Raw genomic sequence first — 23,326 nt, forward strand, 5'->3', positions numbered from 1 at the left:
AGAACTCTCATGCTGATCCGGCTGCTGCGGACCTATCTGCGTCCGTACCGGTCCTGGCTGGCAGGCGTGGTGGCGCTGCAGCTGCTCGGTACGCTGGCCGCGCTGTATCTGCCCAGCCTGAACGCCGACATCATCGACCACGGCATCGCCCAGGGCGACACCGACTACATCCTGTCCACCGGCGGGTGGATGCTGACGGTCACGGTGGTGCAGGTGGCGAGCATCATCGCGGCGGTGTACTACGGCGCCCGCGCGGCGATGGCGTTCGGCCGGGACGTGCGCGCCGGCGTCTTCCACCGTGTCGGCGAGTTCTCCGCCCGGGAGCTCGGGCAGTTCGGCGCGCCGTCGCTGATCACCCGTACCACCAATGACGTCCAGCAGGTGCAGATGCTGGTGATGATGACCTCCACCATGATGGTGATGGCGCCGATCATGGCGACCGGCGGCGTCATCATGGCGCTGCAGCAGGACGTCGAACTCTCCTGGCTGATGCTGGTGAGCGTGCCCGTGCTCATCACGGGCGTGCTGCTGATCGCGCGCCGGATGGTGCCGCAGTTCCGGGCGATGCAGGAACGGATCGACACTGTCAATCGGGTACTCCGGGAGCAGATCACCGGGATCCGGGTGGTGCGCGCGTTCGTCCGCGAGCCGCACGAGACAGAGCGGTTCGCGACGGCCAACGCCGCGTTGACCGACACCGCCCTGCGGGCCGGTCGGCTGATGGCGTTGATGTTCCCGTTCGTGATGCTGGTACTGAACGCGTCCAGCGTCGCCGTGCTGTGGTTCGGCAGCCTTCGGGTCGACGGCGGAGAGATGCAGGTGGGGGCGTTGACGGCGTTCCTGCAGTACCTGATGTACATCCTCATGTCGGCGATGATGGCTATGTTCATGGTGATCATGCTGCCGCGTGCCGCGGTGTCGGCGGAGCGGATCTCCGAGGTGCTGGACACCGCGTCGTCGGTGGTGACGTCCGCGCGGCCGGTCATGGAGCTGCCCGAGCGGGTGGTTCTGGAGCTGGATGGGGCGAGCTTCGCGTTTCCCGGGGCGGAGGAGCCGGTGTTGCGTGGGGTGAGTCTGCGGGCGGAGCCGGGGCAGACGATTGCGGTGGTGGGTGGTACGGGGGCGGGTAAGACCACGCTGGTCAGCCTGATTCCGCGGTTGATCGATGCGACCTCGGGGTCGGTGCGCCTGGGTGGTGTGGATGTGCGGGATGTGGATCCGGTGGTGTTGCGCGAGCGGATCGGGTTGGTGCCGCAGAAGGCGTATCTGTTCTCCGGGACGGTGGCGAGCAATCTGCGTTATGGGCGGCCGGATGCCACGGATGAGCAGTTGTGGCAGGCGTTGGAGGTGGCGCAGGCGCGGGGGTTCGTGGCGGCGATGCCGGAGGGGCTGGATGCGCCGATTGCGCAGGGTGGGACGAATGTCTCGGGTGGGCAGCGGCAGCGGTTGGCGATCGCGCGGGCGTTGGTGCGTCGGGCGGATGTGTATCTGTTCGATGATTCGTTCTCGGCGTTGGATGTGGCGACGGATGCGCGGTTGCGGGCGGGGTTGGCGGAGTACACGGCGGGCGCGGTGGTGGTGATCGTGGCGCAGCGGGTGTCCACGGTGGTGGGTGCGGATCAGATTCTGGTGCTGGATGACGGGGCGGTGATGGGGCTGGGTACGCATGAGGAGTTGCTGGCCGGGTGCCCGACCTACGCCGAGATCGTCGAGTCCCAGCTCACGGCTGGGGAGGCGGCATGAGCACGACGAGGACGGACGCGGCCGGTACCTCGGGCGGGTCGGCACGTGGACCGGTAGCCGGCCGAGGTCCCGGCGGCGGTGGGCCGGGCGGGTTCGGCGGCATGGGAGCCCCGCCGCAGAAACCGATGAACTTCGGACCGTCGGCGAGGCGCCTTCTCGGCAGGCTGCGTCCGGAGCGGCGCGGCGTGCTCCTGGTGCTGGTGCTTGGTGTGGTGAGCGTGGCGCTGAACGTGAGCGGGCCACGCATCCTCGGGCACGCCACCGACCTGATCTTCTCCGGCGCGATCGGCCACCGTCTGCCGGAGGGGGTATCGAAGCAGGAGGCCATCGAGCAGGCGCGGGCGCGTGGCGACGACACGTTCGCCGACATGCTCGGCGGCATGGATGTCATACCGGGGCAGGGGATCGACTTCGATGCACTGCGGTGGGTCCTGCTCGGCGTGCTGGCGCTGTACCTGGGCGCGTCGCTGTTCGCCTGGTTGCAGGCGTACCTGCTGAACGAGGTCGTGCAGCGCACCATGTACCGGCTGCGCGAGGACGTGGAAACCAAGCTGAACCGGCTGCCGTTGCGGCATTTCGACACCAGCCCGCGCGGCGATGTGCTCAGCCGGGTCACCAATGACATCGACAACATCTCGCAGAGCATGACGCAGACGATGAGCCAGCTGCTGTCATCGGTGCTGTCGGTCCTGGGGGTGCTGGTGATGATGGTGATCATCTCGCCGGTGCTGGCCATCATCGCGCTGGTGACGGTCCCGCTGTCGGTCGTGGTGACGGCGCTGATCGCGAAACGGTCGCAGAAGCAGTTCGTCGCCCAGTGGTCGCATACGGGTGGATTGAACGCGCAGGTGGAGGAGGCCTACACGGGGCACGCGCTGGTGAAGGTGTTCGGCCGGCAGCACGAGGTGGAGCAGGCGTTCGCGGAGAAGAACGAGCAGCTGTACGAGGCCGGTTTCAAGGCTCAGTTCATCTCCGGGATGATCCGTCCGATCATGATGTTCATCGGCAGCCTGAACTATGTGGCGATCGCGGTGGTGGGCGGGTTGCGGGTGGCGTCGGGGTCGATGAGCCTGGGTGAGGTGCAGGCGTTCATCCAGTACTCGCAGCAGTTCACTCAGCCGTTGACGCAGCTGGCGGCGATGGTGAATCTGTTGCAGTCCGGGGTGGCCTCGGCCGAGCGGGTCTTCGAGTTTCTGGACGCGCAGGAGCAGGAGCCCGATGCTGCGCGGCCGGTGCGGGTGGCCGATGCGCGAGGGCGGGTGGAGTTCGAGGATGTGTGGTTCAGCTACGACCCGGATGAGCCGTTGATCGAGGGTCTGTCGTTGGTGGCCGAGCCGGGCACGACGGTGGCGATCGTGGGTCCGACGGGGGCGGGTAAGACCACGCTGGTGAATCTGATCATGCGGTTCTATGAGTTGCGGGCCGGGCGGATCCTGCTGGACGGGGTGGACATCACCGAGGTGTCGCGGGCGCAGTTGCGGGCGCGGATCGCGATGGTGTTGCAGGATTCGTGGCTCTTCGGTGGCACGATCGCGGAGAACATCGCCTACGGCGATCCGGACGCTTCGCAGGAGCAGGTACTGGCGGCGGCGCGGGCGGCGTATGTGGATCGGTTCGTGCATTCGTTGCCGGATGGGTACGACACGGTGATCGATGAGGAGGGGGACAACCTCAGTGCGGGGGAGAAGCAGCTGATCACGATCGCGCGGGCGTTTCTGGCCGGGCGGGAGATCTTGATCCTGGACGAGGCGACCAGTTCGGTGGACACCCGGACCGAGGTGTTGGTGCAGCAGGCCATGGCCGATCTGCGGGCGAGCCGGACCAGTTTCGTGATCGCGCACCGGTTGTCCACCATCCGCGATGCCGACGTGATCGTGGTGATGGAACACGGCCGCATCGTCGAGCAGGGCTCACACACCGAGCTACTCGCCGCCCACGGCGCTTACCACCGCCTGTACACCAGCCAATTCACCGCACCAGCAGTCGAAGCTCCGTGATCATCAACCCCGCCGGCCGCACCAAGACCGGCTCAAGGGGTTGATGATCACGGGAGCGGACGTGGGGCGGCGGGGCTGGTCACCAACTGGATCGGGCGAGTTCACCTGCACGCCTTCGGCGGCTTGATCACGTTCCTTACCGTGACGGCACCAGCCGTCACCGTAAGGAGCAGCGATGACGACCCATCCGCAGGAAGCGACCGAACGTTCCTCCCATGCCGTGGTCAGTCGGCGCAGGCTGTTGGCGCTCGCCGGCGCGGGCACGATCGCGGGCATGACCGCGGCGACCGCCATCGACGCCGGTACGCGCCCCGCGCATGCCGCGACGGCGGTTCCCGGTGAGGACGAGCCTGGGCAGGGACCGACACCGACCTTCGCGGTGGTGACCGATACGCACGCGAACGCGGATCAGCCCGCCCGTCTCGACCTGCTGGCACGGGTCTTCGACTCGATCGCCGAACGGGATCCGTCGTTCGTGCTCAACTGCGGCGACGTCGCGGACTACGGCGGTGAGGCGGCATACGGCGCGTATCTGGAGACGATCCCGGACAGCCTGCAGGACCGGATGCGACACGTACCCGGTAACCATGACGTCCGCTGGGATGTCAACGCGGCCCAGTTGTACCGCGAACTCTTCGGCCCGGCGCCGTACTCGTTCGACATGTCCGGGCTACACGTGGTCGGGCTGGATCCGACGCAGCTGCTGCAGGAGCCGGGGAACTTCGGCCCCGGGCATCTGGACTGGATCGCCCGTGACCTGCGCGATGCGGCCCCGAGCGTGCTGTTCCTGCACTTTCCGCTCGGCGCCGACCACTATTACCTCAATGATCAGGACGCCTTGTTCGCCACTGTCGCCGATCTGCCGGTCCGGGCGATCTTCGCCGGCCACGTACACCGCGAGACCGTCTACCGGTTCAACGGATTCACCCAGGTCACCGGTTCGGCGTCGCGTAACGAAGCGGTCTACTACTGGGTGGAACGGCACGTCGACGACGGTCACCCGGTGCTGCGCGTGACGTCCGTCCGGGTGGACGCCGCCGGTACGGAGACCGCCGAGGAGATGACCACCATCCCGCTCAGCGGCAACGGAGAGGGCCGTCTGCTGCGCCCCCGCCGTGTCGTCATCGACCGTTCCGGAGGCCCGGCCGTCACGGTGCGCGTCGACGCCGGCCGGGACGCGACCCCTGCCGGCGTGCACGCCCAGGTGTACCCGCAGCATGTCTTCGGCGGGCGCAGCGCCGGGTCGTGGATCGACCTGGCGGCCACCGGCAGGAGCCGGTGGTGGTCGGGTGAGGTCGCCGTCGCGGACCTACCGCCGGGTATGCACCGCATGCAGCTACGCGTCGTCGGCGGCGACGGCGCCACCTACGAGACCACCCAGAGGTTCGAGATCCCGCGGATCGACAGCACGCCGCACTCCCGGTGGACCGTGGAGCTCGCCGGCAGCATCCAGGGCGCGCTGGCGGAACGAGACGGCGTGGTGCTCGCCGCCAGCACCGGAGGCGTGGTCGCCGCGGTGGACGCGGCGCGCGGCCGTACCGAGTGGCAACGGGAGCTGGGGCCGGTGTACCGGGCGGCCGCGTTCACCGACGACGGGTCGACGGTCTACCTGCCGTCGTCGGACCACCGGCTCTACGCGCTCGACGCGCAGAGCGGCGCGGACCGCTGGAGCCTGGACGTCGGCGATCCCGTGCTGAGCGCGCCGCAGGTGACCGCGATCGACGGCACCGAGACGGTGATCTTCTCGGCCGGGACTACGCTGCACGCGGTCGCCGCAGCGGACGGCACCCAGATCTGGGCGGCTGACCTGCGCGGATTCTTCGCCGGGCGGGTCGCTTGTGACGGGGAGCGGGTGTATGCCGGCAGCGGCGACGGCTACGCGCACGCCTTCGACGCGGGCACCGGGGAGCGGCTGTGGACGTTCAACACGACGACGCGCCAGGACACATATGGCCGGCTGTTGTACGGGCCGTGGGACGACACGGTCGAACTGCTCCCGGAGGGACTGGTCTTGTTCGCGACGGTGACGACGACGTTCGCCGTTGACCGGGCCAGCGGCGAGGAACGCTGGAGGGTGGCGGCGGGCTGCATGTATCCGGCGTCCCGGCTGATTGACGACGGTGCGCTGCTGCTAGCAGACGAATGGGGCGCGTTCCACCTGGTCGATCCGGCAACCGGCGTCGCCGCCTGGCGCACTGAACTCGGTGCCCGCACGCTCAACGCGGGGCCCGTCGTCGCCGGCGGGACGGCATGGACGGTCGCCACCACCGGGCTGATGGCCGGCGTCGATCTGGCGACCGGGGATATGGTGCACCAGCTGCAGGTCGGCCCGGCGAACACTTTCAGCACACCCGTCGTCGTCGATGGGACATTCGTCTTCGGCGACCAGGACGGCATGCTGCACGGTATCGACCTCCCCTGAGTTCATCACCCGGCTCGGCATGGTGCGGCGAATGCGCGTGGGGAGGCGCTTTCCGCGATAATCTGGCGTGCAGCCGCCGCACCATGCACGTGCACTCAGCGCACCACGCCCGGGTGTGGCCGGGAGGTACGACGGTGGAGACGATGAACGAGGGCGATTCCGGCGGCATGCCACGCGCACCACGAATGAAGAAGAAGCTCTACGAGGCCGAGCTGTTCCGGCTCCAGGGCGAGCTGGTCAAGGTCCAGGAGTGGGTGCGGGCCGAGGGCGCACGCGTCGTGGTCGTGTTCGAGGGGCGCGACGCGGCCGGAAAGGGCGGCGTGATCAAGCGGTTCCGGGAGTACCTCAACCCCAGGATCGCACGCGTCGTCGCATTGCCCGCGCCGTCGGACCGGCAACGCACCCAGTGGTACTTCCAGCGTTACGTGGAACACCTGCCGGCGGCGGGAGAGATCGTCCTGTTCGACCGCAGTTGGTACAACCGCGCCGGCGTGGAACGGGTGATGGAGTTCTGCACGCGCGAGGAGTATCTGCGCTTCTACCGGGAGTGCCCGATCTTCGAGCGCCTCCTGGTCGATGACGGGATCCTGCTGCGCAAGTACTGGTTCTCGGTCAGTGACCAGGAGCAGGAACGGCGCTTCCGGTCCCGGCTGGAGGACCCGATGCGCCGCTGGAAGCTCTCCCCGATGGACGTGGAATCGATCAACCGCTGGGAGGAGTACTCGCGCGCCAAGGACGACATGATGCTGCACACGGACATCCCGGAGGCGCCATGGTACGTCGTGGAAAGCGACGACAAGCGCAGTGCTCGGATCAACATGATCGCGCATTTCCTGTCCACCATCGCGTATACCGAGGTGGAACACGAGCCCATCGCGTTACCGCCACGGCCGCCCGCCACCGGCTATGAGCGTCCGCCGCGAGACATGCAGACCCACGTGCCCGACCACGCCGCGAAGCTCAGCGCGGAAGATGTGCTCTAACGAGCGACGCCGCCTCATCCAGGCCGTCCGACTCCGTCGCGTGGATGTTCGGGTCCGCCGCTCGATACGCCACCACTCGATCGAGTAACCGCCCCGGATCGCCGTCGACCTGGGCCAGGAACGACGTGAGCACATCCAGCGCGGCGGCGGCGAGGGCGCCGAGGTCCAGGCCCGGGATGGGGCCCAGGTTGCCCGACGCGGCTTGGCCGAGGATGAGCGCGGTGAGCGCCGTATCCAGATCACCCGGGCCATGACGCGCGTTGGTCCAATCGATGAGGACCGGGCCGCGCCCGGTGAGGAGCACGTTCTGCGGATGCAGATCGAGGTGGACGACGCAGCCGTCGGGATCGATCCGGCCCTGCGGATACGCCATGTCCAACCGGTCGGCGGCGCCGGGCTGGGGGCGGCTGCCGGTGGGCATCGGCGGTAGGGCGTGCAGTTGTCGGTGCAGGTCCACCAGGATGGCGGCGGCGTCGTCGGCGTCGAGAGTTCCGCCGAGCAGGACGGTCAGCATGGTCGGACCGTCCAGGCGTTCCAGCTCGAGGTCGGCACCGTCCACTCGGAACACCCGTGGTGCGGGGAAACCGTGCGCGCGCACGTGCGCCATGACCTCTGCCTCTGCGGCCGGACTGGAACCATCTCGATTGCGCCGGAGCACACGTCCCGGTGCGATCGCGTAGACGTCGGCGTCGCGCCCGGATGCCAGGAGCGGTGGCATGCGGCTAGCGTATGTGACGACACGTCGCGCGCCGGCGTCGCCCGAGGACGGCCGGTCGCTCCGAGACGATGAGAGGACAGCTTCTTGCCGTACTACGCAGACTTCACCCCGAGTTCCGGAGTCTTGCCCCCACGTTCGACGTTCGACTCGGATGCGCCGTCGCTGTCCCTGAACGGCGAGTGGCGGTTCAACCTGGTGCCGACGGTCAGCCGGGCCACGGAGGGATTCCACGACCCGGCCTTCGACGACGCGCCGTGGAAGCGCTTACCGGTGCCGTCCAACTGGCAGCAGCATGGTTATGGCGCACCGGCGTATACCAACGTCGTGTACCCATTCCCGATCGATCCGCCGACGCCGCCGGAGGAGAACCCCACCGGCGAGTATCGCTACGCCTTCACCGTTCCAGACTCGTGGAACGCCGCAAGCGGCGAGGCCGGTGCGGGCCGGTTCGTGCTGCGTTTCGACGGGGTCGACTCGTCCTTCCAGGCATGGCTGAACGGGAGCGAACTCGGGTTCGCGACGGGCAGCCGGCTGCCGGCGGAGTTCGACGTGACGTCGGCGTTGCGCGTGGGCGAGGAGAACGTGCTGGCGGTACGCGTGCATCAGTGGTCCGCGGGCAGCTACCTGGAGGACCAGGACATGTGGTGGCTGTCCGGCGTCTTCCGGGATGTGACCCTGCTGGCCCGCCCGGCGGGTGCCGTCGAGGATGTGAGCGTTCACGCCGATTTCGACCATGTCACCGGCTCGGGACATCTCCGCGTCGACCTGCGCAGCGCGCTGGACGGTGCGGGCTCGGGCGCTGACTCCGCGGGAGGCAACGAGGCGGTGGCGGGAGCGCGCGTCGTGATCCCCGAACTCGGGATCGATGCACCGGCGGGCGAGGACGTCCTCGTCGCCGGAGTCGAGCCGTGGAGTGCGGAGACGCCGCGACTCTACGACGCCGAGCTGGTCACGCCGGTCGAGCGGATCCGGCTGCGCATCGGGTTCCGCCGGGTGGTGATCGAGGACGGCGTGCTCAAGGTCAACGGGCGCCGTGTTCTGTTCCGGGGCGTGAACCGGCACGAGTTCCATCCGGATCGCGGCCGCGCCCTCACCGAGCAGGACATGCTCGATGACATCCTGCTGATGAAGCGGCACAACATCAACGCCGTGCGCACCAGCCACTATCCGCCGCACCCGCGATTCCTCGAGCTGTGCGACGAGTACGGCCTGTACGTGATCGACGAGTGCGACATCGAGACGCACGGCTTCTGCTTCGAGGACTGGCGGAACAACCCGTCCGACGACGAGCGCTGGCGCGATGCCTATCTCGACCGGATGCGACGGATGGTGCACCGGGACAAGAACCGTCCCAGCGTCGTGATGTGGTCGCTGGGCAACGAGTCGCACGTCGGCTCCAACCTGATGGCGATGTACGCATGGGCGAAGGAGAACGACCCATCGCGGCCCGTGCATTACGAGGGTGACCGCACCGCCGCCTGCTCCGACGTTTACAGCCGGATGTACGCGCCGCATGCGGAGGTGGACCTGATCGGGCGTCGCGAGGAGGAGCCGCTTGACGACGCGGAATTGGATGCCGCGCGCCGGAACAAGCCGTTCATCCTCTGCGAGTACGCGCACGCGATGGGCAACGGTCCTGGTGGCCTGACCGAGTACCAGGAGCTGTTCGAGAAGTACGACCGCTGCCAGGGTGGGTTCGTCTGGGAGTGGATCGACCACGGTATCCGGACCCGTGACCAGGACGGCCGCGAGTTCTTCGGCTACGGCGGTGACTTCGGCGAGGAACTGCACGACGGCAACTTCATCGCCGACGGGCTGGTGTTCCCGGACCGCACTCCGTCGCCGGGCCTGATCGAGTTCAAGAAGGTCATCGAACCGCTGCGGATCACGGTCGAGCCTGCCGGCTCCGGCGCCGCGCGCGTGCGGGTGACCAACCTGCACGACTTCGCCGACACCTCCGGGTTCGCGTACCAGTGGGTGCTTGAGGACGACGGCGTGCAGGTCGACTCCGGGCTTCTGGAGCTGCCGGTTCTGGCCGCGGGCGAGTCCACGGAACTGGAGATCTCGCTGGCCGAGACCGGGGGAGAAGGCTGGCTGACGGTCCGGGCGGTGCTCGCCGCCGACGCGCCGTGGGCACCCGCCGGACACGAGGTCGCCTGGGGGCAGGGACTCGTCGCGGGGGATCTCCCGGCCGCGACGACGGCCACGCCTGACCCCGACGGCCGCGCCGCCGATACCGGAAACGCAGGTGCTGGGAACGCAGGTGCTGGGAACGTAGCTGCCGGGAACGTAGGTGCCGGGATCGCAGGTATCGGGACCGCGGGTATCGGGACCGCGGGCGTGTCTGACGCGACCGTGCGGATCGGTCCCGGCGAGTTCGACCCCCACGACGGGAGGCTGCTCCGGCTGGGCGGCATCGACGTCGACGGGCCACTGCTGGATGTCTGGCGTGCGCCGACGGACAACGACGACGGCATGGGCGATGCCCCCGCCAAGGAGTGGCGTCGTGCCGGATTGCACCGGATGCGGCACCGCACCGACGAGGTCATCGTCGGGACCGGCGCCGCGTCCGGTCTGACCGACGGAGCGGACGTATCGGCCGACGTCGCGGGCGGTGCGGCGGAAGGCACCTCGCTCGTCGTGCGGGCGAGACTGGCACCCGCCGCCGTGCAGTTCGGGCTGCGGACGACGTATCGGTGGTCGGTCACCGGCGACGATGCGCTCGACGGCGACCATGCGCTCGACGGCGACCATGCGCTCGACGACGACCATGCGCTCGACGGCGACCATGCGCTCGACGACGATGCACCCACCGGTGCCGGCGCGCTGCGTTTGGACGTGGACGTCGAGCCGGTCGGAACATGGCCGGACATCCCGCTGCCACGGCTGGGCGTGCGGTTGGCGCTCCCCGCGTCGTTCGGCCAGGTGACGTGGTTCGGACACGGCCCCGGCGAGGCGTATCCGGACACCCGGCAGGCCGCGCGCGTCGGCCGCTACACGTCCAGCGTCGAGGAGATGCAGACGCCGTACGTGTACCCGCAGGAGAACGGCCACCGTCTCGATGTGCGCTGGGCCGAGCTGACCGCGGCGGACGCGGGTGGCGGGCAGACCACACTGCGCGTCGAGGGCGCACCCGTGTTCGGACTGACCGTTCGCCGCTGGACGAGCCAGGACCTCGACGAGGCCAGGCACCCGCATGAACTGATCCCGCGGGACCGCGTCTACGTCAACCTGGACCTGGCGCAGCACGGCATCGGGTCCGCCTCATGTGGCCCTGGCGTGCTCCCACAGCATGAGCTCCGCCCGGCAGCGGCACGTTTCGGTCTCGTGTTCCGCGTCGGCCGCTCGGGCTGAGCGCACAGGGCCCCGATCGTACGGCGAATCATCGTCGATGAAGACGACTTCAGGGTGTTCTGGCGCCCTGAAGTCGTCTTCATGATCGAGGGTCGGGTATCGAAAGGCGTGCGTCCGCCGCGGCTTGGCCCCGCCGCGCCTTCGCCCTTCTGCCGCTTCGCCCCTCGGCTGCTCGGCACCTTCGCCGGCGACGTCGGTGTGTGCGTAGGCTGCTTCGCTCGGGTAAGTTAGGGAATGTACCGATCGGCCGGGGTGCCTGAGGGCTGAGAACACACCCGCCGAACCTGATCCGGGTCATGCCGGCGCAGGGAGCCGACACGGTAGTGCGGATACCCAGCAACATCTCCGCCGCCGACCGCCTCCCACCCCGGCAGGGAAGGAGCGCGATGGCCGCCATGCCGACGCCCGCCGACGTGTGGGCGGCGTTCGACGCGATGCGGCAGCAAGGCCCGCTGGTGCAGAACATCACCAACTACGTCGCGATGGATCTCTCGGCTAATGCGCTGCTGGCGGCAGGGGCCTCGCCGGCTATGGTGCATGCTCGCGAAGAGGCCGCCGATTTCGCCGGAATCGCCGGAGCGGTGGTGGTGAACATCGGGACCTTGTCTCCGTCCTGGGTCGAGTCGATGCACGATGCGGCCCGGGTCGCCCGGGAACGCGGCACCCCGTGGGTGCTCGATCCGGTGGCTGCCGGCGCGACGTCGTACCGGACCAAGACCGCGGCCGAACTGCTCGAGCTGAACCCGACCGTGGTGCGCGGAAACGCGAGCGAGATCCTGGCGCTCGCCGGCGCGGCGGGCAGCGGCAAGGGCGTGGATTCGACCGACGCCTCGTCGGCCGCCGTCGACGCCGCCGCCGACCTGGCCGGTCGGACGGGCGGGGTGGTCGCGGTGACCGGGGATGTCGACGTGGTCACCGACGGCACCCGCACCGTGCGTGTCACCGGCGGAGACCCGATGATGGCCAAGGTCACCGCGATGGGCTGCGCGGCCAGCGCGATCGTCGGGGCGTTCCTCGCCACCGCCGACGAGCCGCTGCTCGCTACCGTGTGCGCCCTCGCGGTGTTCGGCCTGGCCGGCGAGCGGGCGGCGGTGGGATCGCCAGGGCCCGGCACGCTGCGGTGGAGGCTGCTCGACGAGTTGTACACGCTCAATGAACGGGCGGTTATCTCCGGGGTCCGGCTCTCATGATCGTCAGGCAGCGGCCACCCGGCGAGGAGCTGCCGGACCGATCCGGACTGGACGTGCGGCTCTACGTGGTGACCGACCCGTCGCTGGCGCCGGCCGACCGGCTGGTCGAGATGTGCTTGGCCGCCGTGGCCGGCGGCGCCACGCTGGTCCAGCTCAGGGATAAGCAGGCAAGCGACGATGAGCTACTGCGGCAGGCGGAGGCGCTGATGGACGCGCTGCGTCCGTCCGGTGTCCCGCTGGTGGTGAACGACCGCCTGGACGTCGCGCGACACGTCGGCGCCGGGCTGCACGTCGGCGTCCGGGATGCCCCGCCGTCGGCCGTCCGCCGCGAGCTGGGCGAGCAGGCGATCATCGGCTGGTCGGTCGAGACTCTCGAGCAGCTGTCGCCGTCCCTGGAGACGCTTCCCGAGCAGCGTGCGGCGGAGGAATCCTCGGTGGGCGAATCGTCGGTGGCGCAGCGCCCGCCGGGTGAGACCGAGGCGTGCTCGTACCTGGCGGCCAGTCCGGTGTGGCGCACGCCCACCAAGACGGACACCGCCGACGCCCTCGGCCCGCCCGGTGTCGCCGCCTTGCGCCGACGGACCTCGCTTCCGCTGGTCGGCATCGGCGGTATCAACACGCCGGAGCGAGCAGCTGAGGTGATCGCCGCCGGTGCCGACGGCGTCGCCGTGGTGTCCGGCGTCTTCGGCGCGGACGATCCCGAGGCCGCCGCGGCCGGGCTGCGCGCCGCGGTCGACGACGCGCTGCGCGCGCGGCGCTCGGATCCGCGGCAGCCACGCGGCCTCGAGCCACATGACCCCGAACAGCGAGGAGTGACGACCAGATGATCCCGACGGTTCTCTCGGTCGCCGGCTCGGACCCGTCCGGTGGTGCGGGCATACAGGCCGACCTGAAGACCTTCTCCGCGCTCGGGGCATACGGGGCCGCGGCGCTTACCGCTCTGACCGCGCAGAACACGCGCGGCGTGACCGGCGTCATGCCGGTGTCGGGCGAGTTCGTCGCGCAGCAGCTCTCCGCGCTCTTCGAGGATTTGGACGTGCGGGCGGTGAAGACCGGGATGCTCGGCGATCCGGACGTCGTCGACGCGGTCGCGGCGGCGGTGCGGAAGTACTCGGTGCGCAACCTGGTGGTCGATCCGGTGATGGTGGCCACGTCGGGTGACCGGCTCGTCTCGGACGAGACGGTGGTCGCGATCCGGGATCGGTTGCTCCCGTTGGCCACCGTCCTCACGCCGAACCTGCCGGAGACGGCGACGCTGCTCGGCTGGCCGGAGGTCGGCGCGGACCGGATGGCGGAGGCCGGCGCGGAACTGCGCGACCGGGGTGCCTCGGCCGTCGTCGTCAAGGGTGGGCATGGCGGCGGAGCGGAGGCGATCGATGTCCTGGTCGACGCCGACGGTGTGCACGAGCTGCGGGCGCCCCGCGTGGCCACCAAGAACACCCACGGCACGGGGTGCACGTTCTCGTCGGCGATCGCCGTCGGACTGGCGCACGGCAAACCGCTGCGCGACGCGGTCGAGGAGGCGAAGCGTTACCTCACCGACGCGCTGCGCGCGGCTGACACGCTGAGCGTCGGCGGGGGATACGGGCCGGTGCACCACTTCCACGCGATGTGGAGCTGACGGCCATCGCACGAACGGCCACGACACGATCAGCGCCGTGCTGGTCGGCAGGACATCCACAAGAGACATGACCGGCATGAGACAAGGAGCGATACGAGACATGGGATTCTCCGCCGACGCATGGCAGCGCGCGAAGCCCTGGTACGACGCGATTCTGGACCATCCGTTCGTCCGGGAACTGGGGGACGGCAGCCTGGACCGGGAGGTGTTCCTCCGCTACATCGTCGACGACGCGCACTATCTCGCCCGGTACTCGCGTGCGCTGGCGACCACGGCCGCCCGGTGGCCGGAGCCCGAGGGCGCGGCGTCGATCGCCAAGTTCGCCGCCGGCGCCATCGAAGCGGAACGCATGTTGCACTCGTCGTTGCTGGGAGAGGCGGGCGTCGACATCGACCGGATGACGTCGGAGCCGACGCCGACCTGTCTGGCCTACGTGCACACACTTCTGGCCGATGCGATGGTCGCTCCGGCTCCGGTGGCGCTGGCCGGATTGCTGCCATGTTTCCGCATCTACGCCGAGGTCGGTCAGCATTTCGCCGGGGTGCTGGCGGAGAATCCGGACCATCCGTACGCGGCATGGCTGTCCACCTACGGTGATCCGGCGTTCGCGGAGGACACCAGGCGCGCGGAGGAGATCGCCGACGAGCAGGCGCCCGGCCATGGGCCGCAGCTGGAGGCGATGCATGCGGCGTACGCTCGGGCTTCGCGGTTCGAGTGGATGTTCTGGGACGCGTCGTACCGGGGTGAGTCGTGGCCGGTTCCGTGAGCCGGAACGGTGGCGCACGGGAGGAGTCGGCCGGGCCGCGTATTGTTGGGATCGCTTTCGAGTAGGACACATAGACGTTACAATCGTCAGCCATCGGGCCCAGTGTCGCGCTCGCCCACATGTACCCACCGAGGTCGCACGACACTAGAAGAGGGTGTAAACCACGTGAGCAAGCCCGTCGTACTGATCGCTGAGGAACTCTCGCCAGCCACTGTCGATGCGCTTGGACCGGACTTCGAGATCCGTCGCGCCAATGGAGCCGATCGGGCGGAGTTGCTCCCGGCCATCGCCGACGTGGACGCGATCCTGGTCCGCAGCGCGACGAAGGTGGACGCCGAGGCCATCGAGGCCGCGAAGAACCTCAAGGTCATCGCCCGCGCCGGTGTGGGCTTGGACAACGTCGACGTGAAGGCGGCCACTCAGGCCGGCGTCATGGTCGTCAACGCACCTACCTCCAACATCACCAGTGCCGCGGAGCTGGCGGTCGGGTTGCTGCTGGCCACGGCACGCAACATCGCGCCGGCGAACCAGGCGCTCAAGGGTGGAGAGTGGAAGCGGAGCAAGTACTCCGGAACCGAGCTTCTGGAGAAGACCGTCGGCATTGTGGGGCTGGGCCGTATCGGTGCGCTGGTCGCGGAGCGGCTGGCGGCGTTCGGCGTCGAACTCGTCGCGTACGACCCCTACGTGTCGGCCGCGCGTGGTGCCCAGATGGGCGTCGAGATGATGTCGCTGGATGAACTGCTCGCGAAGAGCGACTTCATCACCGTTCATCTGCCGAAGACGCCGGAGACGGCGGGCTTGATCGGCGAAGAGGCACTGCGGAAGGTCAAGCCCACCGTGCGGATCATCAACGCCGCGCGTGGTGGGATCGTCGATGAGCACGCGCTCGCGGTTGCGCTGAAGGAAGGCCGCGTCGCCGGCGCCGGTATCGACGTGTTCGCCTCTGAGCCCTGCACCGAGTCGCCGCTGTTCGACTTCGAATCGGTCGTCGTCACACCGCACCTGGGCGCCTCCACGGCCGAGGCGCAGGAGAAGGCCGGTATCTCGGTGGCCAAGTCGGTGCGCCTGGCGCTCGCCGGTGAGCTGGTGCCGGACGCGGTCAACGTCAAGGGCGGCGCCATCGCGGAGGAGGTGCGGCCTGGGATTCCGCTCGCCGAGAAGCTCGGCCGGATCTTCACCGGTCTGGCCGGCGGCGCGGCGAGCCAGCTCGATGTCGTCGTCCGTGGCGAGATCGCCAGCCAGGACGTGAAGGTGCTGGAGCTCGCGGCTCTGAAGGGTGTCTTCATGGACGTCGTCGAGGAGCAGGTCTCCTACGTCAACGCTCCGGTCATCGCCGCCGACCGTGGCGTCGAGGTCCAGCTGAAGACCTACGAGGAGTCGCCGGACTACCGCAACCTGGTGACGGTGCGCGGGACCCTTCCTGACGGCCGGAAGGTGTCGGTGTCCGGGACGTTGTCGGGCCCGAAGCACGTCGAGAAGATCGTCGAGGTGCTGGGCTACGACATCGAGGCGTTCCCGGCCGAGCACATGGCGTTCTTCCGCTACGTCGACAAGCCGGGCGTCGTCGGCACGGTCGGGCGGGTGCTCGGCGAGGCCGGTGTGAACATCGCCGGTATGCAGGTCAGCCGGGACACCAAGGGCGGACACGCACTCGTGGCCATGACCGTGGACCAGGCGATTCCGACGCCCGCGCTGGACAACATCGTGCAGGCGATCGGTGCCGAGTGGGGCCGTACCGTCGACCTGGACGAGTAGGCCGTCCGAGTAGTAGCTCGCCCGAGCAGTAGCAGCACGAGCAGCAGCATGAGTAGTGGCGGCGCAAGTCGTACCGCCCTGACTTGACGGCGAGCGCGCGAATGGCCCGCACCCTGGATGGGTGCGGGCCGTTCCGTGCGTTGTGGCGCGTCCTGCCTGCTGCGAGAAGCTCAGCGACAGGCTGAACTCAGTGACGGGCCGAACTCAGTGACCGCCCGAACTCAGCGGCCGCCCGAACTCAGCGGCCGGCCTCGCCGCCGTTGTCGCGTCGGTCGATCGCTTCCTGCAGGGCTTGCCGCGCCTGTTGTGTCTCTTGTTCTTCGGTCATCTTTCCAACCTCTGACATGCTCCTGGATGGAACCCGCGTCGACGGGCGTGACCACAGGGCTCGTCCGCACGTACAGGTGGATCTCACCGGTGTCGCCGGGGCAGTGCTTGTGGCGTCTGTTCCGACGGGCTTGTCGTGTGGTTCGAACTCCGCGCCCGGATTGCGGGTGCTGCAGTGGTCGTCGCTACGGGTGGGCCAGCGGGTACACCGAACTCCGCGACGAGGGGCCAGCCTTATCGGGCCTCGTCGCGGCGGCTAAGAATGCGTACCGACCACTGCATGACACTCAGCACGGTACGCCTGGATCCGGCGTGTTGTCTCGTAGGATGACCTAGTATCTCGTATAGCGAGATCAATGATCAGTCCGAATGGTGAGCTACCGGTACCGCCATGCGGACGCCGCGATACCGTATCCGCATGGCGCAGAACATCAATCTTGCCGTCATTCCGGGCGACGGCATCGGGCCCGAAGTCGTGGCCGAGGGTCTCAAGGTACTGGACGTCGCCTTGGGTGACATCAAGGTGTCCCCGACCGAATATGACCTGGGTGCTCGTCGTTGGCACGCCACCGGTGAGACTCTCCCGGATTCCGTCCTGGAGGAGCTTCGCGAGCACGACGTGATCTTGCTCGGCGCCATCGGTGATCCGACTGTGCCCAGCGGCGTCCTCGAGCGCGGTCTGCTGCTCAAGCTGCGCTTCGCGTTCGATCACTATGTCAACCTGCGTCCATCGCGGATCGTGCCCGGTGTGCAGACGCCGCTGGCCGACCCGGGCGAAGTCGACTTCGTCGTGGTGCGGGAGGGCACCGAAGGGCCGTACGTCGGCAACGGCGGCGCACTCCGCGTCGACACACCGCACGAGATCGCCAACGAGGTCAGCGTCAACACCGCCTTCGGTGTGGAGCGGGTCGTCCGTGACGCCTTCCGCCGGGCGCAGGCCCGGCCGCGTCGCAAACTGACCTACATCCACAAGCACAACGTGCTCGTGCACGCAGGCCACCTCTGGCGGCGCACCGTCGAACGGGTCGGGCAGGAGTATCCCGACGTGTCGGTCGATTACCTGCACATCGACGCCGCGACGATCTTCATGGTGACCGATCCGTCGCGGTTCGACGTCATCGTCACCGATAACCTCTTCGGCGACATCATCACTGACCTCGCGGCTGCCATCTCCGGTGGTATCGGACTCGCCGCCAGCGGGAACGTCAACCCGGACCGGAGCGCGCCGTCGATGTTCGAACCGGTGCACGGGTCGGCGCCGGATATCGCCGGGCAGGGGATCGCCGATCCGACGGCGACCGTGTCGTCCGTCGGCCTGCTCCTCGAGCACCTCGGACACGCGGATGCGGCACGGCGGATCAGCGACGCGGTGGTGGCGGACCTGGCGAGCCGGGGCGACGCCAAGCGCCGCACCTCGGAGATCGGCGACGCATTGGCCGCCCGCGTCTCCGGGTGACGGAAGGGCCACTGAGCGAAGGCGTAGGCGAGTTGCGCCATGGCGGCATGAATCGGACGTGGTCGGGAACCGTCGGTCGTCGTGAATCTCGCTGGCACGTGGCACACGCACGTAGATCGCGATGAAGGGCCAGCGTGCGCTCCTGTATCTGTCGTTCCTCCGTGCGGGCGGCCATCGTCGCTGGTGAACGAGCAATGAACCTTCGGGGGAGATCGTATACTCGGGCCGCATGGGTGGGCGATCGATGCGACGATATGAGCCGTGACCGCGCCACGGTACGGCAGTGACGATGGATTCCTGGCGATCGCCCACCGGGGCGGCGCCGGGCTGGCTCCAGAGAACACGGTGGCGGCGTTCAGCCGGGCCTACGCGCTGGGCTACCGCTATCTCGAGACCGACGTCAGGGTGACCGCCGACGGCGTCTGTCTGGCGTTCCACGACGCCAAGCTCGGGCGTGTCACGGATGGGCGCGGGCAGGTGGTCCGCCACACGTGGGACGACGTCCGCCGGCTGGCGGTCGGCGGCACCGAGCCGGTGGCACGCCTGGATGATGTCCTGCTCGCCTTCCCCGACGCGTGTTTCATCATCGATGTCAAGGACGAGGCCGCCATCGAGCCATTGGCCGACGTGCTGCGGAGGACCGGCGCGGCGGCGCGGGTGTGTCTCGCAGGCGCCTGGGACGGGTGGCTGACGCAACTCCGCGCGGCTGTGGGTCCAGAGCTGACCTGCGCTCTCGGATGGCGTGCGCTCGTTTCCTGGCTCGGCTGCGCGCGGCTGCGGGTCGCCGCCCCCAGGCGCGTGATGACGGGGGAGTTCGCCCATGTTCCGCTGCGACTGGGCCGGGTACCGGTCTTCATGGACCGTCTGGTCACCCGTGCGCACCAGCGTGGCCTGCGGCTCGTGGTCTGGACGGTGGACGATCCGGACGTCATGCGGCGGCTGATCGCCGCGGGCGTCGACGGCATCATCACGGATCGGCCGGACGTGCTGCGCGAGGTCATGATCGCCGAAGGCATCTGGCACGCTCCGACGCCGTCCGTCCACTTCCCGGCTACCGACTCCGCCCGGTGATAGCGCATCCATGACGCCGCTCGGTGACTCCGCTGCGTGATTCCGCCCTGTGACTCGGCTGCATGATTCGCTACGCGTCCGGACGCGAATTTCCGGGGGCGGCGTGCTGGCTTCTTCTTGGACGTCCTACTATCTTTGGACCATCGACAGAGTTCGACGTCGCGTTATGTCGGACCACTATCAACTTGGTGAAGGGACCACGCCATGACTGCGACCGCGCCGGCACTGGAGTTCTCGACGACCTTTTCGTCGAGTCCGGTACCGGCTGAGCGTCGGGCGGAGATCCTGGCGAATCCAGGATTCGGGACGTCGTTCACCGATCACATGATCATGGCGACGTGGACGCCGGATGCCGGCTGGCACGACGCCGGCCTGCGCCCGTATGGTCCGCTGTCGCTCGATCCCGCCACCGCTACTTTGCACTACGCCCAGTCGATCTTCGAAGGGCTCAAAGCTTATCGGCACGAGGACGGGTCGATCTGGACGTTCCGGCCGGACGCGAACGGCACTCGATTCCAGCGTAGTGCCGCGCGTATGGCGCTGCCGGAGCTTCCGGTCGAGTCATTTGTGGAGTCGCTGGACCTGCTGGTCCGGACTGACTCGGAGTGGGTTCCTTCGGGCGGCGAGACCAGCCTCTATCTGCGGCCGTTCATGTTCGCTTCCGAGGTCTTCCTTGGAGTCCGGCCGGCCAAGCACGTGACGTACAGCGTCATCGCGTCCCCGGCCGGTGCCTACTTCGCATCCGGTGTGAAGCCGGTGAGCATCTGGCTCTCGTCCGAGTACACGCGTGCTGCTCCCGGCGGTACCGGGGCCGCGAAGTGTGCCGGGAACTACGCGGCCAGCCTGGTTGCTCAGCAGGAGGCGCTCGTCAACGGGTGTGACCAGGTGTGCTTCCTGGATGCGCAGGAGCGCAAGTGGGTCGAAGAACTCGGCGGCATGAACCTCTACTTCGTCCGTGCTGACGGGTCGATCACGACTCCATCGTTGACCGGGACGATCCTTGAGGGCATCACCAGGGACTCGATCCTGACCCTTGCTGCCGATCTCCAGCACAAGGTGGAGGAGCGCGCCGTCTCGATCGACGAGTGGCGCGAGGGCGTCGCCTCCGGGGAGATCACCGAGGTGTTCGCCTGCGGCACCGCCGCGGTCGTCACGCCGCTGGGCCGGCTGGCGTGGAACGGCGGGGAATTGCGGATGGGGGATGAACCCGGCCCCGTCACGCAGGAGATCCGTACCGCGCTGCTCGATATCCAGTACGGCCGCGCCCAGGACAGGCACGGGTGGATGCATCGCATCATGTGACGCGGCCGAGGGTCGGCGTCCGCACTACAGACCTTCTGTGGCGATAGCGTAAGGATCGTGCACACTGAGCCGCGTAGCTGGGACGGGTCTGTTTCTTCTGTTCGGATGGTGCGAGCCTTGCTTGCGCGGGCGTACGATTCGGATCCGCTGATGGCCTGGATCTTCCCGGATCGACGGAGTCGGCAGAGCGCGGCGGCGGCATGGCTGGGCTTGTTCGTCGAGCATTACGTGGAAAGCGGATACGTGGATGTCGTCGGCGACGACAGTGTCGATGCCGTTGCGGTGTGGCGGATGCCCGACGGATCGGCGTCCAGATCTTCGGATCCGTCGTCGGCACGGCCGCTGCTACCGACCGTCTCTGGTCTCCTTTCTGCACTCGTCGACGCCGAACATGCGGCATCGGTGGCACAAGGGCTGGCGGGTATCAGAGATGTCACGCCGGCCGAACCACATGCCTATCTGCATTTCCTCGCGGTCGAGCCCGACCTGCAGCGTCGAGGAGTTGGACGAGCGGTGTTGGCGCCTGGGCTCGAGCGTGCCGAGAAGGCTGGGCTCGGGATTCATCTTGAGACCACCAACGCGGACAACCACGCCTTCTATCAGCGCCTCGGCTTCGAGTTCACGGCCGAGCGCCATTTGGGAACCGGCGGTCCTACGTTGTGGGCGATGTGGCGGCCCCCGGCAGGTGCGACGACCGGCATGGATGCCAATACCGGCACGGACGCATGACGAGCTGCGCCAGGGCGTAGCTTGTCCTGGCGCAGCTCAGATGTCTGCCGTCAGAAGGGCGGGATTTCGTCGTCTTCGGGGCGGACGCTGAGGCGTTGTTCGCTGGTGCTTGTCGTCGTGTCCTCCTCTGCGGTGCGGTTCGTGCCATCATCGGGCTCCGTAGTGCCATCGGGGTCTGTGGTTTCGCCGGGGTCTGTGGTTTCTCCCGTGTGATCGGCGCTATCGGCGTGGCGATCATGTTGGTCGGCGGTCGCGGTGGCTTGGCGGATGCGGCGTAGTTTCTCGGCCACACGCGCCTTACTGCCGTGCCCGTCGTCGCCGGCTCCGTCGTCGTCGTTGGTGTGGTGGTCGTTCCTGGTGGTTGCGGGGTGGGGGTTGGGCAGGGTGGGGATGATCGCTGGGGCGCGGTTGGTGTAGCGGTGTCCGAGCGGGCTGTGCCAGATGGTGGTGCCGGTGTCGGGGCGGTGGGCTTTCCAGCCGCCGTCGTGGCGTAGGCGGTGGTCGTGGCGGCATAGGCAGGCCAGGTTGCCCGCGACGGTGAGCCCGCCGAGGCAGAACTCGTGTTCGTGGTCCTGATCCGCCCGTACGGCGGGCATACGACACGTCGGATGCGTGCAGCAGCGGTCCCGGATCTGGATATGCCGGCGCAGCCCCGCCCCGGCCCGACGCCGACGCACCCCCGCGTCCGCGTCGTCATCCGAGCCTGTCCCCGCGCCGGACCCGGAGCGTGAACCCGCCCCCGCGCCGGAACCCATCTCGGAACCGTTACCCGAGCTCGTCTCGGTGCCGGGGCCCGTCGCGGTGTCGGAACCGTTACTCGAACCCGTTTCGGTGCCGGTGGTGGTCTCGCCGGCGGTGGCATCGGCGTGTTGGCGGGCGAGGTCGGTGATGACCGCGGCCCAACGGGCACACTCCTGCACCGGTATCTGGGCGTGGGCAGGCTCGTCCGCCGCCCGGGTGTCCGGGTCCGCGTCCGCGTCCGTGTGCACCAGGGTGGCCAGGCGGGCCAGCATCGAGATGGTGACATGCAGTTCGAGGATCCCGCCACGGCGGGTATCCCGACGCACGGTTTGTTCGTCGGGTGAGCGGGGCCGGGCGGTGGTGATCCCGGTCTGGATCAACTGCCCGTCGTCGTTGCAGATGGCGAACCGCCACTGCGCGGAGTGCATCCGTGCGGCGATCCGGCGGGCGACGGCGGCGGGGACGAAGTCCCAGGCGGGGATCTCACCGGGGTGCTCGTCCACACCGAGCAGGCTCGCCAACCCGATACGCAACTCCGGCACCGACCAACCACCCACACCAGGGCACGACGATGACACACCCGCACCATGCGCATCAGCCGCGGCTGTGTTGTCGCCGGCGGGAGAGCTGGTCACACCGCTACCGCCCGCGCCTGCGCCGGGCGTGCCCGTGCCAGCCGCACCTGCGCCAACAGTGCCCGTGCCGGGCGTATCGGTCTGGCCGGCAGGGCCAGTCGTGCCCGCGTCATCGTGAGGACCGGACGTGTTCGTGCTCGTGGTGCGAGCGCTGGAGGAACCATCCTTGCCGCCGCGCCGGCCGGAGTCACGGCTCGCAGGGCCGCCGCCAGAGCCAGGGCCACCGTCGCCGGCGGCGTCACCGCCGCCGGAGCCGTCGTCACCGGGGCTGTCGTCGTCGGGTGCGTCAGGCCCGCTACCGCCACCCGGACCGTCGGAACCGCCCGAACCGTCAGGGTCGCTGCCGTCGCCGGAACCACCAGGCCCGTCGCCGCCGTCGTCGTCGCCGTCGTCGTCGCCGCCGTCGTCGTCGCCGTCGGGGTCGCTGCCGTTGCCCTGGTCGTCGGAACCACCGGGGCTGTCGGGGTCGTCACCGTGGCCGTGGTCGTCGCCGGTGCCGTTGTCGGGGTCGTTGGT

At 68.7% G+C, this 23,326-nt stretch carries 16 protein-coding genes and 1 riboswitch; of the genes, 14 read left to right on the forward strand and 2 right to left on the reverse strand.

The window, feature by feature from the left end; all coding sequences use genetic code 11:
* Nucleotides 1-9: 9 nt before the first annotated feature.
* The 4 genes from G1H10_RS11360 to ppk2 all read left to right on the forward strand — a co-directional run bounded on the left by G1H10_RS11360 (nt 10) and on the right by ppk2 (nt 7,145).
* Nucleotides 10-1,743, forward strand: a complete 1,734-nt coding sequence (locus G1H10_RS11360) for an ABC transporter ATP-binding protein (protein WP_163736986.1) — start codon at nt 10-12, stop codon at nt 1,741-1,743.
* The gene (locus G1H10_RS11365) at nt 1,740-3,740 is read left to right on the forward strand and encodes an ABC transporter ATP-binding protein (protein ID WP_163736989.1); all 2,001 of its coding nucleotides are present in this window, start codon (nt 1,740-1,742) and stop codon (nt 3,738-3,740) included. The genes G1H10_RS11360 and G1H10_RS11365 overlap by 4 nt, the downstream gene beginning before the upstream one ends.
* Before the next feature lie 175 nt (nt 3,741-3,915).
* Nucleotides 3,916-6,162 carry an outer membrane protein assembly factor BamB family protein gene (locus G1H10_RS11370; protein ID WP_163736992.1) on the forward strand — a complete coding sequence of 749 codons (2,247 nt, stop codon included), beginning with the start codon at nt 3,916-3,918 and terminating at the stop codon, nt 6,160-6,162.
* A gap of 143 nt (nt 6,163-6,305) precedes the next feature.
* Nucleotides 6,306-7,145 (forward strand): polyphosphate kinase 2, encoded by an 840-nt coding sequence (gene ppk2, locus G1H10_RS11375; protein ID WP_174264250.1) that lies wholly within the window; start codon nt 6,306-6,308, stop codon nt 7,143-7,145.
* Here the strand turns inward: ppk2 and G1H10_RS11380 are convergent.
* The gene (locus G1H10_RS11380; protein WP_163736994.1) at nt 7,123-7,863 is read right to left on the reverse strand and encodes a phosphotransferase; all 741 of its coding nucleotides are present in this window, start codon (nt 7,861-7,863) and stop codon (nt 7,123-7,125) included. The genes ppk2 and G1H10_RS11380 overlap by 23 nt on opposite strands.
* An 84-nt stretch (nt 7,864-7,947) precedes the next feature.
* Between G1H10_RS11380 and G1H10_RS11385 the strand changes: the two genes are divergently transcribed.
* From G1H10_RS11385 to G1H10_RS11430, 10 genes are all read left to right on the forward strand, one after another.
* A complete protein-coding gene (locus tag G1H10_RS11385) occupies nt 7,948-11,217 on the forward strand; it encodes a glycoside hydrolase family 2 TIM barrel-domain containing protein (RefSeq protein ID WP_163736996.1) in 3,270 nt (1,089 codons plus the stop codon).
* Between the two features lie 238 nt (nt 11,218-11,455).
* A riboswitch (TPP riboswitch) is annotated at nt 11,456-11,545 on the forward strand.
* A gap of 67 nt (nt 11,546-11,612) precedes the next feature.
* Nucleotides 11,613-12,407, forward strand: a complete 795-nt coding sequence (gene thiM / locus G1H10_RS11390) for a hydroxyethylthiazole kinase (protein ID WP_163737204.1) — start codon at nt 11,613-11,615, stop codon at nt 12,405-12,407.
* Complete coding sequence (gene thiE, locus G1H10_RS11395; RefSeq protein ID WP_163736999.1) at nt 12,404-13,234, forward strand: thiamine phosphate synthase; 831 nt, start codon at nt 12,404-12,406, stop codon at nt 13,232-13,234. The genes thiM and thiE overlap by 4 nt, the downstream gene beginning before the upstream one ends.
* The gene (gene thiD, locus G1H10_RS11400; protein WP_163737002.1) at nt 13,231-14,028 is read left to right on the forward strand and encodes a bifunctional hydroxymethylpyrimidine kinase/phosphomethylpyrimidine kinase; all 798 of its coding nucleotides are present in this window, start codon (nt 13,231-13,233) and stop codon (nt 14,026-14,028) included. Before thiE ends, thiD begins: the two co-directional genes overlap by 4 nt.
* A gap of 100 nt (nt 14,029-14,128) precedes the next feature.
* On the forward strand, nt 14,129-14,794 hold the full coding sequence (locus tag G1H10_RS11405; RefSeq protein WP_163737005.1) for a TenA family protein: 666 nt from the start codon (nt 14,129-14,131) through the stop codon (nt 14,792-14,794).
* Nucleotides 14,795-14,959: 165 nt separating this feature from the next.
* Nucleotides 14,960-16,549: a phosphoglycerate dehydrogenase gene (gene serA, locus G1H10_RS11410; protein WP_163737008.1), complete on the forward strand. Its 1,590-nt coding sequence runs from the start codon at nt 14,960-14,962 to the stop codon at nt 16,547-16,549.
* 745 nt (nt 16,550-17,294) lie between these two features.
* Entirely contained in the window at nt 17,295-18,332 is a 1,038-nt protein-coding gene (locus G1H10_RS11415) for a 3-isopropylmalate dehydrogenase (protein WP_163737011.1), read from the forward strand.
* 261 nt (nt 18,333-18,593) lie between these two features.
* Nucleotides 18,594-19,403 carry a glycerophosphodiester phosphodiesterase family protein gene (locus G1H10_RS11420; RefSeq protein WP_163737013.1) on the forward strand — a complete coding sequence of 270 codons (810 nt, stop codon included), beginning with the start codon at nt 18,594-18,596 and terminating at the stop codon, nt 19,401-19,403.
* A 204-nt stretch (nt 19,404-19,607) separates the two neighbouring features.
* A complete protein-coding gene (locus tag G1H10_RS11425; RefSeq protein ID WP_163737017.1) occupies nt 19,608-20,705 on the forward strand; it encodes a branched-chain amino acid aminotransferase in 1,098 nt (365 codons plus the stop codon).
* Between the two features lie 105 nt (nt 20,706-20,810).
* The gene (locus G1H10_RS11430; protein WP_163737020.1) at nt 20,811-21,434 is read left to right on the forward strand and encodes a GNAT family N-acetyltransferase; all 624 of its coding nucleotides are present in this window, start codon (nt 20,811-20,813) and stop codon (nt 21,432-21,434) included.
* 50 nt (nt 21,435-21,484) lie between these two features.
* Here the strand turns inward: G1H10_RS11430 and G1H10_RS11435 are convergent.
* Nucleotides 21,485-23,326 (reverse strand): HNH endonuclease signature motif containing protein (locus tag G1H10_RS11435; protein WP_163737023.1); only part of this gene is annotated, 1,842 nt, incomplete at its 5' end.

Source organism: Phytoactinopolyspora halotolerans, assembly GCF_010550675.1.
In the GTDB taxonomy this organism is placed as follows: domain Bacteria; phylum Actinomycetota; class Actinomycetes; order Jiangellales; family Jiangellaceae; genus Phytoactinopolyspora; species Phytoactinopolyspora halotolerans.